Raw genomic sequence first — 15,593 nt, 5'->3', positions numbered from 1 at the left:
CGTCATGGCATCGCCAAAAGAAACTTTGCAGCGTCGCGCTGCTCGTGTACGCCGCCAGGTCAAGGCTGTCGCCAATGGCCGTCCGCGTCTCAGCGTGCACCGTTCTTCCAAGAACATCTACGCCCAGATCATCGACGACGTCCGCGGCGTTACGCTTGCGGCCGCTTCGACCCTCGATGGCGACCTCAAGGGCAAGCTCAAGACCGGTGCCGACTCCGCAGCAGCCGCTGCCGTTGGCAAGCTGGTTGCTGAGCGTGCCGTCAAGGCTGGCGTCAAGGACGTAGTGTTCGACCGTGGTGCATTCATTTACCACGGCCGTGTGAAGGCTCTCGCCGAAGCTGCTCGCGAAAGCGGCCTCAGCTTCTAATTAGCATTTGTGCTTCCGGAAAAGAAAAAGGAAATCAGGATATGGCACAGAGAGAACGTAACCGCGAAGATCGCGGCCGTGAGGAGCGCGACAGCGAATTCGTCGATAAGCTCGTTCACATCAACCGTGTTGCCAAGGTCGTCAAGGGCGGCCGTCGCTTCGGTTTTGCTGCGCTCGTCGTTGTTGGCGATCAGAAGGGCCGCGTAGGCTTCGGTCATGGCAAGGCACGTGAAGTGCCGGAAGCTATCCGCAAGGCTACCGAAGCTGCCAAGCGCGATATGATCTTCGTACCGCTGCGTTCGGGCCGTACGCTGCATCACGATGTTGAAGGCCGTCACGGCGCCGGTAAGGTTCTGCTTCGCGCAGCTCCTGCTGGTAAGGGTATCATCGCCGGTGGTCCGATGCGTGCAGTGTTCGAAACGCTCGGCGTTCAGGACGTTGTCGCCAAGTCGCTCGGTTCGTCGAACCCTTACAACATGGTTCGTGCGACGTTCGATGCTCTGAAGCATCAGATGCATCCGAAGGACATCGCTGCACAGCGCGGCATCAAGTACTCGACCCTTCAGGCTCGTCGCCATGATGTGGTCGGTTCGGAAGAATAGCCGATAGTTTGTGTTCGTCCGGGGCCGCTCAGGCCACCGGATACGCCATAGACAAGGGATTTGAGTGATGGCTGAGAAGAAGGGCAAGACGGTTACGGTCGAGCAGATCGGAAGCCCAATCCGTCGTCCAGCCGAGCAGCGCGCAACGCTGATCGGTCTGGGTCTTAATAAAATGCACCGCCGCAGCACGCTGGAAGATACTCCGGCAGTCCGTGGCATGATCGCCAAGCTTCCGCACCTCGTTCGCGTTGTGGACGAGGCGTGATAGCGCAGGGAGATAGAGATATGAAACTCAACGATCTGCGTGACAAGCCAGGTTCGGTCAAGGCGCGCAAGCGCGTTGGTCGCGGTATCGGTTCGGGCACCGGCAAGACCGGTGGTCGCGGCGTCAAGGGTCAGAAGTCCCGTTCGGGCGTTTCGATCAATGGCTTCGAAGGCGGCCAGATGCCAATCTACCGCCGTCTGCCGAAGCGCGGCTTCACCAACATCTTTGCAAAGAGCTTCAACGTTGTGTCGCTCGGCCGTATTCAGGCCGCTATCGATGCAGGCAAGCTCGACGCCAAGGCTGTTGTGAACCTCGATTCGCTGAAGGCTGCTGGTGTGATTCGTCGCGCCAAGGACGGCGTTCGCATCCTTTCGGACGGCGAACTGAAGGCAAAGGTTGCCTTCGAAGTAGCCGGTGCTTCCAAGGCTGCGGTCGAAAAGATCGAAAAGGCTGGCGGTAGCTTCAAGCTCCCTGAAGCCGCTGCCGAATAAGGCTTCGATACAAAAATAAAAAGCGGCGGCCTTAGTGCCGCCGCTTGCACATTTATGCCAATGCGCATATCTGGGTAGGGTCTTTTTAGTCTCGAGGCGCGACCGCTATAGATTGCGCTGACGGGGGCGGAGGACCGGAGACTTTTCACCGGAGAAATTTAATGGCATCGGCTGCTGAACAGCTAGTTTCCAATCTCAATTTTTCGGCTTTCTCGAAGGCAGAAGAACTCAAGAAGCGCATCTGGTTCACGCTGGGTGCTTTGCTCGTATACCGGTTCGGCACCTATATTCCGCTTCCCGGCATCAATCCTGACGCGCTTGCGCAGGCTTTCCAGCAGCATAGCCAGGGTGTGCTCGGGCTCTTTAACATGTTTGCCGGTGGCGCCGTGGGCCGTATGGCCATTTTTGCGCTCGGCATCATGCCTTATATCTCTGCCTCCATTATCGTGCAGCTCATGACGTCCGTTGTGCCGTCGCTTGAAGCGCTGAAGAAGGAAGGCGAGGCGGGTCGCAAGATCATCAATCAGTACACGCGTTACGGCACGGTGCTTCTGGCGCTTGTTCAGGCCTACGCGATTTCGGTCGGTTTGCAGTCCGGTAACGGCATCGTTACCAGCCCCGGACCTTTCTTCATGGTCTCGTCAGTGATTACCCTTGTGGGTGGCACGATGTTCCTGATGTGGCTCGGCGAGCAGATCACTGCGCGCGGTATCGGCAACGGTATTTCGCTGATCATCTTCTCTGGTATCGTCGCAAACCTGCCGCACGCAATTTCCGGCACACTGGAACTCGGCCGTACCGGCGCGCTGTCGACGGGCCTCATTCTGGGTGTCATCATTCTTGCTATCGTGCTGATTGCGGTCATCGTTTTCGTCGAACGTGCGCAGCGTCGTCTTCTGATCCAGTATCCGAAGCGTCAGGTCGGCAATCGCATGTTCCAGGGCGACACCTCGCATCTCCCGCTGAAGCTCAATACTGCAGGCGTTATTCCTCCGATTTTCGCTTCGTCGCTGCTGCTTTTGCCTGCGACTGTTGCCGGCTTCGCCAACACGACGGAAATGCCTGCCTGGGCGACGACCATTCTCAATGCGCTTGGCCACGGACAGCCGCTCTACATGCTGTTCTATGCTGCATTGATGGCATTCTTCTGCTTCTTCTACACGGCCATTGTGTTCAATCCCAAGGACACCGCTGACCAGCTCAAGAAGCATTCCGGCTTTATTCCGGGCATTCGTCCGGGTGAGCGTACCGCCGAATACATAGACTATGTGCTGACACGCATCACTGTTGTCGGCGCCATCTATATCGTGCTTGTCTGTCTCCTGCCGGAATTCCTGATTTCCGCAACCGGTGTGCCCTTCTATCTTGGTGGCACCTCGCTGCTGATCGTTGTGAGCGTGACGCTCGACACGGTTGCGCAAATTCAGGGGCATCTGATCGCCCATCAGTATGAAGGGTTGATCAAGAAGTCCAAACTCAGAGGTGGGAAACGCAATAAATGAGACTGATACTTCTTGGGCCGCCCGGAGCAGGTAAGGGGACGCAGGCTGGACTTCTTACCAAGAAGCATGGAATTCCTCAGCTCTCGACCGGCGACATGCTGCGTGCAGCAGTCGCCCAGCAGAGCGAGATCGGGAAGCGCGCCAAGGCCGTGATGGACGCCGGGCAACTGGTTTCCGACGAGATCGTGAACCAGATCGTATCGGAGCGCATAGATGCTCCGGATTGCGCGAACGGGTTCATCCTTGACGGTTACCCTCGCACTGTGCCGCAAGCCCAGGCTCTGGGAACCATGTTGGCGGGCAAGGGCCTCAAGCTCGATGCAGTGATCGAGCTGAAGGTTGACGAGAATGCCCTGGTCAAGCGGATGGAGAGCCGTGTGAACGAGACGATCGCCAAGGGTGGTCAGGTCCGTTCGGACGACAATCCCGAAGCTTTCCGCAAGCGTCTCGTGGAATACCGCGAAAAGACAGCGCCGCTTTCGAGCTATTATGCGGGAACCGGTGAACTGCGCGTCATCAATGGCATGGCGCCGGTTGAAGAAGTTACCGCCGAAATCGAGAGAATTCTCGTTCCGGCGTAAAAATTGATGAGGCTTGAAGAAGCCTTGTTCCAATACGGGCAGGGAATGCGTGAAGCGTTTTCTGCCCGTTTATTGCTTCCAGAAGTTGCTCGAATTGTCTGTCAGGCCGGTTTGATGGCTTTACGGACAGTTAAGAGTTGACTTTTTCGGGCGATTCCGTCAAAGACTGCGCCACTTCAACTGGTTTTGAATGGCGGGTATCGGCGGAAATCGAAAGAGGCCGGTACCGGTCATTTAATGCTGTCTGGTTGATCGCATCTGCCAGATGGAAATTTCTATAACTCAAGGAGAACAGACGTGGCACGTATCGCTGGCGTCAACATCCCGACGAACAAGCGCGTTGTTATTGCGCTTCAGTACATCCATGGGATCGGACCGAAATTTGCTCGGGAAATCGTAACGAAGGTCGGCATTGCTGACGATCGTCGCGTTAACCAGCTGTCGGATGCTGAAGTCCTTCAGATCCGCGAAGCAATCGATGCTGATTACCAGGTCGAAGGTGACCTGCGTCGTGAAGTTTCGATGAATATCAAGCGCCTGATGGACCTGGGCTGCTACCGCGGTCTGCGTCATCGTCGTTCGCTGCCGGTTCGCGGCCAGCGCACGCACACCAACGCACGCACCCGCAAGGGTCCGGCGAAGGCAATCGCAGGCAAGAAGAAGTAATTTCGACGGGACGCATGTTCCGTCGAGCCCTTCCGGTGCGCCGGTTGGGTTTGATGCTGGTCCTTTCTTGAGGACCGGTGTAGCCGCTGGAATTACGGCGGTGTAGAGATCGATTGAAAGGACTGTCATGGCCAAGGAAGCCACGCGCGTTCGCCGTCGCGAGCGTAAAAACATCTCGTCGGGCGTTGCCCACGTAAATTCGACGTTCAACAACACCATGATCACCATTACGGATGCTCAGGGCAATGCGATTGCCTGGTCGTCTGCCGGTGCTCAGGGTTTCAAGGGTTCGCGCAAGTCGACCCCGTTTGCCGCTCAGATCGCTGCCGAAGACTGCGCCAAGAAGGCACAGGAACATGGCATGCGCTCCCTCGAAGTCGAGGTTTGCGGACCGGGCTCTGGCCGTGAATCCGCGCTGCGCGCCCTTCAGGCTGCCGGCTTTGTGATCACGTCGATCCGCGATGTTACGCCGATCCCGCACAACGGTTGCCGTCCGCGCAAGAAGCGCCGGGTCTAATCCTCATTCACATGCCGTATGAGCCTCGGGCTTTTCAAGTTCGGGGCTCCTCTGCGGTTTCTACACTTGATCGCTACGATAGGATGGTAGCGACGATTGATAGAGGGATACTTACATGATCCAGAAGAACTGGCAGGAACTTATCAAGCCGAACAAGGTGGATTTCATCACCAACGGCTCCCGCACGCATGCAACCGTCGTTGCTGAACCGCTGGAACGCGGCTTCGGTCTGACGCTCGGTAATGCCCTGCGTCGCGTGCTTCTGTCGTCGCTTCGCGGCGCTGCCGTGACCGCCATTCAGATCGATGGCGTTCTGCATGAATTCTCTTCGATCCCGGGCGTCCGCGAAGACGTTACGGATATCGTTCTGAACGTCAAGGAAATCGCCATCCGCATGGAAGGCGAGGGCCCGAAGCGCATGGTCGTCCGCAAGGAAGGCCCAGGCGTCGTTACGGCTGGCGACATTCAGACTGTCGGCGATGTCGAGATCCTCAACCCGGATCACGTCATCTGCACGCTGGACGAAGGCGCTGAAATCCGCATGGAATTCACCGTCAACACCGGCAAGGGCTATGTGCCTGCCGACCGCAACCGCGCGGAAGACGCTCCGATCGGGCTTATCCCGGTCGACAGCCTGTATTCGCCGGTTCGCAAGGTGTCGTACAAGATCGAGAACACCCGTGAAGGTCAGGTTCTCGATTATGACAAGCTGACGCTGAACATCGAGACAAACGGCTCGGTCAGCGGTGAAGACGCAGTGGCATACGCTGCTCGTATTCTCCAGGACCAGCTGGCGATCTTCGTCAACTTCGAAGAGCCGCAGAAGGAGGCTCCGCAGGAACAGGTTGCGGAACTGGCTTTCAACCCGGCTCTGCTCAAGAAGGTGGACGAACTCGAACTGTCCGTCCGTTCGGCAAACTGCCTGAAGAACGACAACATCGTCTACATCGGCGATCTGATCCAGAAGACGGAAGCCGAGATGCTGCGGACTCCGAATTTCGGCCGCAAGTCGCTCAACGAGATCAAGGAAGTTCTGGCATCGATGGGTCTCCATCTCGGTATGGAAATCCCGTCCTGGCCGCCGGAAAATATCGAAGATCTCGCAAAGCGCTACGAAGACCAATATTAAGACCGGCTATCCGGCTAGAACTAATTAAGGAGAAGGCTCATGCGTCACGGTAACGGATACCGTAAGCTGAACCGCACTGCCTCGCACCGCAAGGCGATGTTCGCCAACATGGCTGCTTCGCTTATCGAACACGAGCAGATTGTGACGACGCTTCCAAAAGCTAAGGAAATTCGCCCGATCGTTGAAAAGCTTGTCACGCTCGGCAAGCGCGGCGATCTGCATGCCCGCCGTCAGGCTATCTCGGCTATTCGCGACGTCAAGCTCGTCGCAAAGCTGTTCGATACGCTGGCTGCTCGCTATGCGACCCGCAACGGTGGATACATCCGTATCATGAAGGCTGGCTTCCGCGCTGGCGACAACGCGCCTCTGGCAGTTGTCGAATTCGTGGAACGCGACGTCGATGCAAAGGGCAAGGCTGACCGCGCCCGCGTCGAAGCCGAACAGGCTGCGGAAGCAGACGCAGCATAATCTGCGCTGATTTCTGATCAATCAAAGGGCCGCCGTGTGCGGCCCTTTTTGTTTGCGTTCTTGGCCGTTTATGTTTTTTGCGGGGCAGCATGCGCCAAAAACAGACGGTTTATGGCCCCAGGTCACAATGTGGCCCTTTATCCTTGCGTTCAGTTGACTACATTCAACACCCGAGTCTTGCTTCCTTTGTGGAAGCGGCAGACCTTGATAAGTGCGGAGTATGTGCATGAATTGGCGACGTTTAAGCATATTGGGTCTCGTGCTGGCATCGGTCGGACTGGCTGTTCCTTCAGCCATGGCGCAGGACGCTCCCGCGGCGCCACAGAAACAGATACCGCTCAACCGGGCCGACATGCAGTTGTCCTTCGCTCCGCTTGTGAAGGAAACGACGCCCGCCGTTGTGAACGTCTATGCCGCTCGTCAGGTGCAGGCGCGTTCGCCCTTTGCGGGCGATCCTTTTTTTGAGCAGTTTTTCGGACGGCAGTTTGGCGAAAGCAAGCCGCGCATCCAGCAATCGCTCGGTTCCGGGGTGATCGTCGAGAGTTCGGGCATCGTGGTGACGAACAACCACGTCATCAAGGATGCGGATGAAATCAAAGTCGCCCTGTCGGATGGGCGCGAGTTTGAAAGCAAGCTGCTTCTGCGTGACGAAACCACTGATCTCGCCGTTCTGAAAATCGAAGCCAAGGACAAGTTTCCAGTTCTCGGCCTCGGTAACTCTGATGACGTGGAAGTCGGCGATCTGGTGCTTGCGATTGGCAATCCCTTCGGCGTGGGCCAGACGGTGACGAGCGGTATCGTTTCCGCGCAATCGCGCACTCAGGTTGGGATTTCCGATTTCGATTTCTTCATCCAGACCGATGCTGCCATCAATCCCGGCAATTCGGGCGGTGCGCTGATCGACATGCGCGGGCGCCTGATCGGTATCAACACCGCGATCTATTCGCGTTCCGGCGGCTCGGTTGGGATCGGCTTCGCGATTCCGTCGAACATGGTTCGCGCCGTTGTCGAGGCCGCGCAGAATGGCAGCACGAGTTTCGAGCGCCCCTATATCGGCGCGACTTTCCAGGGCGTGACGGCCGATCTGGCCGAAGGCCTCGGCATGGAGAAGCCATACGGGGCCTTGATCACTGCCGTCGCAAAAGGCGGACCGGCTGAAGCGGCCGGGCTGAAAATCGGCGATGTGGTTTTGTCCGTCCAGGGCGTCCGCGTCGATAACCAGGACGTTCTTGGTTATCGTCTTTCGACGGCCGGTATTGGTAACACCGTGTCGATCGAAATCATGAGGAACGGAAAAAACCAGACCATCCCGGTGAAGCTCTCCAAAGCGCCAGCGGTCAAGGAAACCGCACCGCAGGTTATCGAGGGCGACAATCCCTTTGCTGGTGCATCGGTGCTTGAACTCACGCCTTCGACCGCTGCAAAATTGCGCCTCAGGCGCGACAGCCAGGGCGTGGCGGTCGTTGAGGTCTATTCCGGTTCTCCGGCGGCAAGGCTCGGCTTGCGTCCCGGTGATATTGTTCGGAGCATCAACGGAAACTCCATCCGGACGGTGGGAGATCTGACCGCGATTCTGGAAGCGGGGCGTGGTCTCGCCTGGCGGCTTGAGGTGGAGCGTAACGGAATGCTGTTGCGCCAGTTTGTGCGTTAAACCGATACCGACGGATTGCTAAAAGTTGCATGCCGCTTCGGGCCGCATTATGCCTGAAGCGGTATGGTCTTTTGATAGAGCAATTGAATGAGCGATCTTTTCTCAGCAGCGGCAGACCCAAACGCGGACCGCAACCGTCCGCTTGCTGACCGTCTGCGTCCTAGACATCTGTCGGAAGTGACCGGTCAGGAACATCTGACAGGGCCTGAAGGTGTGCTGACGCGCATGATCGCATCCGGGTCGCTCGGCTCCATGATCTTCTGGGGACCACCGGGAACCGGCAAGACGACGGTTGCCCGCCTGCTTGCCGGAGAGACTGATCTGGCGTTCGAACAGATTTCGGCAATCTTTTCCGGCGTTGCCGATCTCAAAAAGGTTTTTGAAGCTGCGCGCGCACGTCGTATGTCCGGGCGTCAAACGTTGCTTTTCGTGGACGAAATTCATCGCTTCAATCGCGCACAGCAGGATAGTTTTCTGCCGGTCATGGAAGACGGCACCGTAATCCTGATCGGCGCGACGACAGAGAACCCGTCTTTTGAGCTCAATGCCGCTCTTTTGTCCCGGGCGAGGGTACTGACCTTCCATCCGCATGACGGCGAGAGCATCGCAACCCTTCTAACCCGCGCCGAGGAGCAGGAAGAGCGTCCGCTGCCGCTGGACGAAGAAGCACGGGCCAGTCTTATTCGAATGGCCGATGGGGATGGGCGCGCTGCGCTGACGCTTGGCGAGGAAGTCTGGCGCGCTGCCCGTCCGGATGAAGTGTTTACAGCAGAAAAATTACAGGATGTCGTGCAGCGCCGTGCTCCGGTTTACGACAAGGGGCAGGACGGGCATTACAATCTGATTTCGGCACTGCATAAATCCGTTCGCGGATCGGACCCCGACGCGGCGCTCTATTATCTTTCGCGTATGTTCGATGCGGGCGAGGATCCGCTCTATCTCGGCCGCCGGCTTGTGCGTATGGCGGTGGAAGACATAGGCCTTGCCGATCCGCAAGCCTTGGTCATCTGCAATGCCGCCAAGGATGCCTATGACTATCTGGGGTCACCGGAAGGCGAACTGGCGCTGGCGCAGGCCTGCGTTTACCTTGCGACCGCCCCGAAATCGAATGCGGTTTATATGGCCTATAAAGCCTCTATGCGTGCGGCCAAGGAGAATGGTTCGCTTCTGCCGCCCAAGCATATTCTCAATGCGCCAACCAAGCTGATGAAGAACGAGGGCTATGGCGAGGGCTACGCCTATGACCATGATCAGCCCGATGCTTTTTCGGGGCAGGATTATTTTCCGGAAAGCATGGGAAGGCAGAAATTCTACGATCCGCCGGAGCGCGGCTTCGAACGGGATATTCGCAAGCGTCTGGAATATTGGGCACGGTTGCGGCAGGAGCGTCAGGGACGCCGGTGAAGACCGGTTTCAGCGGAACCGTTCTATTCTTTTGAAAATGAACTATCCCCATAGTTATCCACATTCATCCACAGCTTGAGCCGCGTCCGCATTGGATGCGGCTTTTGCTTAGTTTCTTCACAGGGGTTTGAAGTGGTGGAGAGGGGATGACCTCTCGTTAGAAAGGTCTTCTTAATCTTTACATTTTATCAATCTTTGCAAAGAGACGAGGTTTTCCATGATGCGCGTTTTGTTTCTCGTCGCGCTCGTGATCCTTGGAGGCTGCGCGACCGCCCCACGGCAGGTCAACAATGTATGCGCGGTCTTCGATCAACGCGACGGTTGGTTCAATAACTGGCAGACGGCTGCCACACGGGTTTCGCGCGAGTTCGGCGTTCCGGTTCCGGTTCTGATGGCGACGATCTATACGGAATCCGGCTTTCAGCCCTATGCGCGCCCGCCGCGCACCAAGATTCTCTGGATCATCCCGTGGAAGCGGGCTTCCAGCGCCTACGGCTATTCGCAGGCGCTGAATGGCACCTGGGACCGCTACAAGCGCGAAACGGGTCGCTGGACGGCATCGCGCACCAATTTTGCGGACGCGGTTCACTTCATCGGATGGTATCACTACCAGAGCTATCTGAAGAACGGGATCAATCGTGGCGATGCCTACAGCCTGTATCTCGCCTACTATTCCGGCCATGGCGGTTATGCACGCGGCGCCTGGCGGGGGAATGCAACGGCACTCAATGGCGCAAAACGCGCCCAATCAATGGCCAATCGTTACGCCGCGCAGTTGCGCAATTGCGGAGGCTTCAGTTAAAAAGCGACTGGCTGGATTCAATCTCGTATCCAAAACACCATCCGGCCTTAATCGCTACTATCATGCGAGCGGATTCGCTAATCGAGGATGACCATTTCATGCTGAAAAAGACCGGTATTGCCCTTTTCGCCGCCACATTTCTCGCAGGCTGCACCACTGATCCTTATACCGGGGAACAGAAGATGTCGAACACTGCCGGTGGTGCTGCGATCGGCGCGGCTGTGGGTGCTCTCGGCGGCCTGATGGTCGGCGGTTCGAGCCGTGCGCAGCGCAATGCCGTGCTGATCGGCGCCGGTATCGGTGCGCTCGGTGGCGGTGCAATCGGCAATTACATGGATCGTCAGGAAAACGAGCTCCGCGCGCAGTTGCAGGGCACGGGCGTTTCCGTGACCCGTAATGGCGACCAGATCATCCTGAACATGCCTTCGAGTATCACCTTCGATACCGATCAGGATCAGGTGAAAAGCCAGTTCTATCCGACGCTTAATTCGGTCGCGATCGTGCTGCGCAAGTTCAATCAGACGCTCGTGGATGTCTACGGCCACACCGATTCGACGGGCAGCGTCAGCCATAATCAGGCTTTGTCGCAGCGCCGCGCCGCCTCGGTTGCAAGCTATCTCGGTTCGCAGGGCATCGACCCACGTCGTTTTGCCGTCATCGGCTATGGGGCCAGCCAGCCGGTTGCCACCAATGCGACGCCGGAAGGACGCGCGCAGAACCGCCGCGTGGAAATCCAGATTTCGCCGCTCCGCGCTGCCAGCTGATTCCGTTTCGCAAAACCAGTCACCGCAATCACGCAGTCCTTCGCCAGAAGGGCTGCGTTTTTGTTTGTTCTCGCGAATCGTCGGGCTCACGGTTTGGTTTGAAATAAGTTAATTGGTGGATGGCTTTATTATTTTCGTAATTACTGATGTTAGAGAACGATTAAAGAACAAAATTTCAGAATTGTTTATAATCAATGAGTTAACGGCATTGCAAAATGAGAACAAAACAGATACAAATAGATCGTGGCAACGAGCCTGCCGGGCTTCTAGCGAGACAAGAGGATGGTGTAAGATGTCTCAGAATTCATTGCGACTTGTTGAGGAAAATTCAGTGGACAAGACTAAGGCTCTCGATGCGGCATTGTCGCAGATTGAAAGGGCGTTCGGCAAGGGCTCGATCATGCGCCTTGGCCAGAACGATCAGGTCGTAGAGATCGAAACAGTATCGACCGGATCGCTCTCGCTGGACATCGCGCTCGGCGTTGGTGGCTTGCCTAAAGGACGTATTGTCGAGATTTACGGCCCGGAAAGCTCCGGTAAGACGACACTGGCGCTGCACACGATCGCGGAGGCACAGAAGAAGGGCGGTATCTGTGCATTCGTCGATGCGGAACATGCGCTCGATCCGGTCTATGCCCGCAAGCTGGGCGTCGATCTTGAAAACCTGCTGATTTCGCAGCCGGATACCGGGCGAGCAGGCGCTTGAGATCACCGATACGCTCGTGCGTTCGGGCGCTATCGACGTTCTCGTCGTCGACTCGGTCGCAGCCTTGACGCCTCGCGCCGAAATCGAAGGTGAAATGGGTGACTCCCTGCCTGGTCTTCAGGCACGTCTCATGAGCCAGGCGCTCCGCAAGCTTACCGCGTCTATCTCTCGTTCCAACTGCATGGTGATCTTCATCAACCAGATCCGCATGAAGATCGGTGTGATGTTCGGTTCGCCGGAAACGACGACTGGCGGTAACGCTCTCAAGTTTTATGCTTCGGTTCGTCTCGATATTCGCCGTATCGGCTCGATCAAGGAACGTGATGAAGTCGTAGGCAACCAGACCCGTGTCAAGGTCGTCAAGAACAAGCTTGCTCCGCCCTTCAAGCAGGTCGAATTCGACATCATGTATGGTGCTGGCGTTTCCAAGACCGGTGAGTTGGTCGATCTTGGCGTGAAGGCTGGTGTTGTCGAAAAGTCGGGTGCGTGGTTCTCCTATAATTCCCAACGGCTCGGGCAGGGCCGTGAAAATGCCAAGCAGTATCTCAAGGACAACCCGGAAGTGGCCCGCGAGATCGAAACCACGCTTCGTCAGAATGCCGGGCTGATTGCCGAGCAATTCCTCGAAGATGGCGGACCCGAAGAAGACGCTGGCGACGCCGCAGAAATGTAGGATCGCCAGTCTGGGTTGAATTATCAAAGCCCCGTGCATGCGCACGGGGCTTTGTTTTTGGGCGATAGATTCTTGCGATATGAAAAGCGCCTGCTTTAACGTCTTTCAGCAGAATTGCTTTTATGGCGCAGCGTACTTATCTGGACAGAAAAGCAAGGCACCGTTAAAAGCGGTCAACCGAAAACTCCACTTCACGTCCTAGCAGCGCGAGAGAGCCTCGGGCCTTCGATGACGGTTGGCGGCTGTGGGAGTTTGAACAGGATAATTGATGCAGCTTTCTGCAAAGCTGTGTCCGTGCAGGGCAGTAAAGCCCAAAGGTGACTTATGGCTGGCGTCAACGAGATTAGGTCCACATTCCTCGATTATTTCCGCAAGAACGGGCATGAGGTCGTTCCATCGAGCCCGCTCGTTCCGCGTAACGATCCGACGCTGATGTTCACCAATGCGGGCATGGTGCAGTTCAAGAATGTCTTCACCGGCCTCGAACATCGTTCATATAATCGCGCCACGACCTCTCAGAAATGCGTTCGCGCCGGCGGGAAGCACAACGATCTGGACAATGTCGGCTATACGGCGCGTCACCATACTTTCTTTGAAATGCTGGGCAATTTCTCGTTCGGCGACTATTTCAAAGACGAAGCCATCAGCTTCGCCTGGAACCTGATCACCAAGGAATTCGGTCTTCCGAAGGACAAGCTCCTCGTCACCGTTTATCATACGGACGACGACGCAGCGAATTACTGGAAGAAGATCGCCGGTCTTTCCGACGACCGTATTATCCGCATCGCCACCAGCGATAATTTCTGGGCCATGGGGGACACCGGGCCCTGCGGTCCATGTTCGGAAATCTTCTTCGACCATGGCGACCATATCTGGGGTGGACCTCCCGGATCGGCTGACGAAGACGGCGATCGTTTCATTGAGATATGGAACCTCGTTTTCATGCAGTTCGAGCAAATCACGCCTGAACAGCGTATCGACCTGCCGCGTCCGTCCATCGATACCGGCATGGGACTTGAGCGGGTTGCAGCGGTTCTGCAGGGCGTGCATGACAATTACGATATCGATCTCTTCAAGGCATTGATCCGCGCTTCGGAAGAGGCTACCGGCGTGAAGGCTGACGGCGAACTCCGTGCCAGCCACCGGGTGATCGCCGACCATCTGCGCGCGTCGAGCTTCCTGATCGCCGATGGCGTTCTGCCATCCAATGAAGGCCGTGGTTATGTGCTGCGTCGCATCATGCGCCGCGCGATGCGCCATGCCCAGCTTCTGGGCGCGAAAGAGCCACTGATGTGGCGTCTTCTGCCAACCCTGATCCGTGAAATGGGACAGGCTTATCCGGAATTGATCCGCGCTGAGGCTCTTATCTCGGAAACGCTCAAGCTTGAAGAGACCCGCTTTCGCAAGACGCTGGATCGCGGGCTTGGACTTCTGTCGGACGCAACTGAAAACCTTGTCGAAGGCGATCGCCTCGACGGTGAAACTGCTTTCAAGCTTTACGACACCTATGGCTTCCCGCTTGATCTGACGCAGGATGCGCTGCGCCAGCGTGGCATTGCCGTGGATACGGACGGTTTCAGCGCGGCCATGGAGCGCCAGAAGGCCGAGGCACGGGCCAATTGGGCTGGTTCCGGTGAAGCCGCAACCGAAACGATCTGGTTCGGTATCAAGGATAAGGTCGGTGCGACTGAATTCCTCGGTTATGAAACTGAAAGCGCGGAAGGTGTTGTGGCTGCCCTGGTGCGCGACGGTGCTGAAGTGCAGTCGGCTTCTGAAGGCGAGGTTGTTTCGGTGGTGGTCAACCAGACACCGTTCTACGGAGAATCCGGTGGCCAGCAGGGCGATACCGGCACGATTTCCGGTGAAGGTTTTGTCATCGCTATCAAGGATACGCAGAAGAAGGGCGAGGGCGTTTTCGTTCACATCGGCGAAGTTGCCAAGGGCACGGTCAAGACCGGCGATGCGGTTGAGCTGAAAGTGGATTCGGCGCGCCGCACTCGTATCCGTTCCAACCATTCGGCAACGCATCTTCTGCATGAGGCCCTGCGGGAAACGCTCGGCAGCCATGTTGCCCAGAAGGGTTCGCTCGTCGCGCCGGATCGCTTGCGCTTCGATTTCTCACATCCCAAGCCGATTTCTGCCGAAGAACTGGCGAAGGTTGAAAACCTTGCCAACGAGATCATTTTGCAGAACGCTCCTGTTAGCACGCGTCTGATGGCCGTTGACGATGCCATTGCCGAAGGCGCCATGGCGCTGTTCGGTGAAAAATATGGCGACGAAGTGCGCGTTGTTTCCATGGGCACCGCCAAACACGGCTCGAAGGAAGGCAAAGCCTATTCTGTTGAGCTTTGCGGCGGCACGCATGTGCGCCAGACCGGCGATATAGGCCTCGTGCGTATCGTTTCCGAAGGCGCGGTCGCCGCTGGCGTTCGCCGCATGGAAGCGCTGACGGGTGAGGCTGCACGCCTCTATCTCGAAGAGCAGGACGAACGCGTAAAGGCCATCGCCGGAGCATTGAAGACGACGCCGGCCGAGGCGCTGGAACGCGTCAATGCACTGCTCGATGAACGCAAGAAGCTGGAGCGTGAACTTGCTGATGCCCGCAAGAAGCTTGCACTTGGCGGCGGCTCGGCGGACGGGGGCAGTGCAGTTGAAGCCGTGAATGGCGTCAATTTCCTCGGCAAGATTGTTACCGGCGTTTCTCCGCGTGATCTGAAGCCGCTTGCTGATGAAGGCAAGAAGCAGGTCGGTTCCGGCGTCGTGCTGTTTATTGGTGTCGGCGAAGACGACAAGGCCAGCGCAGTAGCGGCGGTCACGGAAGATCTGCTTGGTCGGTTCAGCGCGGTTGATCTGGTTCGGGCCGCTTCCGCAGCCCTTGGCGGTGCAGGCGGCGGCGGTCGGCCAGATATGGCCCAGGCCGGTGGCCCGGATGGTGCAAAAGCGGCTGATGCAATCGCCGCGGTCAAGGCGCTGATCGGTTAAGGCCGAAAACAGAAATAGAAAAG

General features: G+C 57.1%; 15 protein-coding genes and 1 pseudogene. All 16 read left to right on the top strand.

What is annotated here, in order from left to right; translation table 11 throughout:
• The first annotated feature begins 4 nt into the window (after positions 1 to 4).
• The 16 genes and pseudogenes from rplR (at position 5) to alaS (ending at position 15,570) form a co-directional block, all read left to right on the top strand.
• A complete protein-coding gene (gene rplR, locus OINT_RS06670; protein ID WP_006467011.1) occupies positions 5 to 367 on the top strand; it encodes a 50S ribosomal protein L18 in 363 nt (120 codons plus the stop codon).
• A gap of 41 nt (positions 368 to 408) precedes the next feature.
• On the top strand, positions 409 to 969 hold the full coding sequence (rpsE, locus tag OINT_RS06665) for a 30S ribosomal protein S5 (RefSeq protein ID WP_006467009.1): 561 nt from the start codon (positions 409 to 411) through the stop codon (positions 967 to 969).
• Between the two features lie 67 nt (positions 970 to 1,036).
• Positions 1,037 to 1,234, top strand: coding sequence for a 50S ribosomal protein L30 (gene rpmD, locus OINT_RS06660; protein ID WP_002967737.1), 198 nt, complete (start codon positions 1,037 to 1,039; stop codon positions 1,232 to 1,234).
• Between the two features lie 20 nt (positions 1,235 to 1,254).
• Positions 1,255 to 1,725 carry a 50S ribosomal protein L15 gene (gene rplO, locus OINT_RS06655; RefSeq protein WP_006471642.1) on the top strand — a complete coding sequence of 157 codons (471 nt, stop codon included), beginning with the start codon at positions 1,255 to 1,257 and terminating at the stop codon, positions 1,723 to 1,725.
• 161 nt (positions 1,726 to 1,886) lie between these two features.
• On the top strand, positions 1,887 to 3,227 hold the full coding sequence (gene secY / locus OINT_RS06650; protein ID WP_006467005.1) for a preprotein translocase subunit SecY: 1,341 nt from the start codon (positions 1,887 to 1,889) through the stop codon (positions 3,225 to 3,227).
• Positions 3,224 to 3,808, top strand: a complete 585-nt coding sequence (locus OINT_RS06645; RefSeq protein WP_006467003.1) for an adenylate kinase — start codon at positions 3,224 to 3,226, stop codon at positions 3,806 to 3,808. Before secY ends, OINT_RS06645 begins: the two co-directional genes overlap by 4 nt.
• Positions 3,809 to 4,105: 297 nt before the next feature.
• The gene (rpsM, locus tag OINT_RS06640; RefSeq protein WP_006467002.1) at positions 4,106 to 4,474 is read left to right on the top strand and encodes a 30S ribosomal protein S13; all 369 of its coding nucleotides are present in this window, start codon (positions 4,106 to 4,108) and stop codon (positions 4,472 to 4,474) included.
• 127 nt (positions 4,475 to 4,601) lie between these two features.
• A complete protein-coding gene (gene rpsK / locus OINT_RS06635) occupies positions 4,602 to 4,991 on the top strand; it encodes a 30S ribosomal protein S11 (protein ID WP_002964339.1) in 390 nt (129 codons plus the stop codon).
• 115 nt (positions 4,992 to 5,106) lie between these two features.
• Positions 5,107 to 6,120 carry a DNA-directed RNA polymerase subunit alpha gene (locus tag OINT_RS06630; protein WP_006467001.1) on the top strand — a complete coding sequence of 338 codons (1,014 nt, stop codon included), beginning with the start codon at positions 5,107 to 5,109 and terminating at the stop codon, positions 6,118 to 6,120.
• 39 nt (positions 6,121 to 6,159) lie between these two features.
• Positions 6,160 to 6,588 carry a 50S ribosomal protein L17 gene (rplQ, locus tag OINT_RS06625; RefSeq protein ID WP_006467000.1) on the top strand — a complete coding sequence of 143 codons (429 nt, stop codon included), beginning with the start codon at positions 6,160 to 6,162 and terminating at the stop codon, positions 6,586 to 6,588.
• Positions 6,589 to 6,814: 226 nt separating this feature from the next.
• On the top strand, positions 6,815 to 8,239 hold the full coding sequence (locus OINT_RS06620; protein WP_006471640.1) for a DegQ family serine endoprotease: 1,425 nt from the start codon (positions 6,815 to 6,817) through the stop codon (positions 8,237 to 8,239).
• Positions 8,240 to 8,326: 87 nt separating this feature from the next.
• Positions 8,327 to 9,643, top strand: coding sequence for a replication-associated recombination protein A (locus tag OINT_RS06615; RefSeq protein ID WP_006466998.1), 1,317 nt, complete (start codon positions 8,327 to 8,329; stop codon positions 9,641 to 9,643).
• Positions 9,644 to 9,860: 217 nt separating this feature from the next.
• Complete coding sequence (locus OINT_RS06610; RefSeq protein ID WP_006466997.1) at positions 9,861 to 10,445, top strand: transglycosylase SLT domain-containing protein; 585 nt, start codon at positions 9,861 to 9,863, stop codon at positions 10,443 to 10,445.
• A 98-nt stretch (positions 10,446 to 10,543) separates the two neighbouring features.
• Positions 10,544 to 11,209: an OmpA family protein gene (locus OINT_RS06605; protein WP_006471639.1), complete on the top strand. Its 666-nt coding sequence runs from the start codon at positions 10,544 to 10,546 to the stop codon at positions 11,207 to 11,209.
• Between the two features lie 292 nt (positions 11,210 to 11,501).
• Positions 11,502 to 12,588, top strand: a pseudogene (recA, locus tag OINT_RS06600) (recombinase RecA).
• A gap of 324 nt (positions 12,589 to 12,912) precedes the next feature.
• A complete protein-coding gene (gene alaS / locus OINT_RS06595; RefSeq protein ID WP_006466995.1) occupies positions 12,913 to 15,570 on the top strand; it encodes an alanine--tRNA ligase in 2,658 nt (885 codons plus the stop codon).
• The last annotated feature ends 23 nt before the right edge of the window (positions 15,571 to 15,593 follow it).

This window comes from Brucella intermedia LMG 3301 (assembly GCF_000182645.1).
Classification (GTDB): Bacteria; Pseudomonadota; Alphaproteobacteria; order Rhizobiales; family Rhizobiaceae; genus Brucella; species Brucella intermedia.
This window is presented reverse-complemented; position numbering and strand designations above follow the sequence as displayed.

Coding starts and splice junctions, on each gene's coding strand:
- rpsK (WP_002964339.1), top strand. CDS start 4,602: ATGGCCAAGGAAGCCACGCGCGTTCGCCGTCGCGAGCGTAAAAACATC.
- rpmD (WP_002967737.1), top strand. CDS start 1,037: ATGGCTGAGAAGAAGGGCAAGACGGTTACGGTCGAGCAGATCGGAAGC.
- OINT_RS06645 (WP_006467003.1), top strand. CDS start 3,224: ATGAGACTGATACTTCTTGGGCCGCCCGGAGCAGGTAAGGGGACGCAG.
- OINT_RS06615 (WP_006466998.1), top strand. CDS start 8,327: ATGAGCGATCTTTTCTCAGCAGCGGCAGACCCAAACGCGGACCGCAAC.
- OINT_RS06630 (WP_006467001.1), top strand. CDS start 5,107: ATGATCCAGAAGAACTGGCAGGAACTTATCAAGCCGAACAAGGTGGAT.
- rplQ (WP_006467000.1), top strand. CDS start 6,160: ATGCGTCACGGTAACGGATACCGTAAGCTGAACCGCACTGCCTCGCAC.
- secY (WP_006467005.1), top strand. CDS start 1,887: ATGGCATCGGCTGCTGAACAGCTAGTTTCCAATCTCAATTTTTCGGCT.
- rplO (WP_006471642.1), top strand. CDS start 1,255: ATGAAACTCAACGATCTGCGTGACAAGCCAGGTTCGGTCAAGGCGCGC.
- rplR (WP_006467011.1), top strand. CDS start 5: ATGGCATCGCCAAAAGAAACTTTGCAGCGTCGCGCTGCTCGTGTACGC.
- rpsE (WP_006467009.1), top strand. CDS start 409: ATGGCACAGAGAGAACGTAACCGCGAAGATCGCGGCCGTGAGGAGCGC.
- OINT_RS06620 (WP_006471640.1), top strand. CDS start 6,815: ATGAATTGGCGACGTTTAAGCATATTGGGTCTCGTGCTGGCATCGGTC.
- OINT_RS06605 (WP_006471639.1), top strand. CDS start 10,544: ATGCTGAAAAAGACCGGTATTGCCCTTTTCGCCGCCACATTTCTCGCA.
- OINT_RS06610 (WP_006466997.1), top strand. CDS start 9,861: ATGATGCGCGTTTTGTTTCTCGTCGCGCTCGTGATCCTTGGAGGCTGC.
- alaS (WP_006466995.1), top strand. CDS start 12,913: ATGGCTGGCGTCAACGAGATTAGGTCCACATTCCTCGATTATTTCCGC.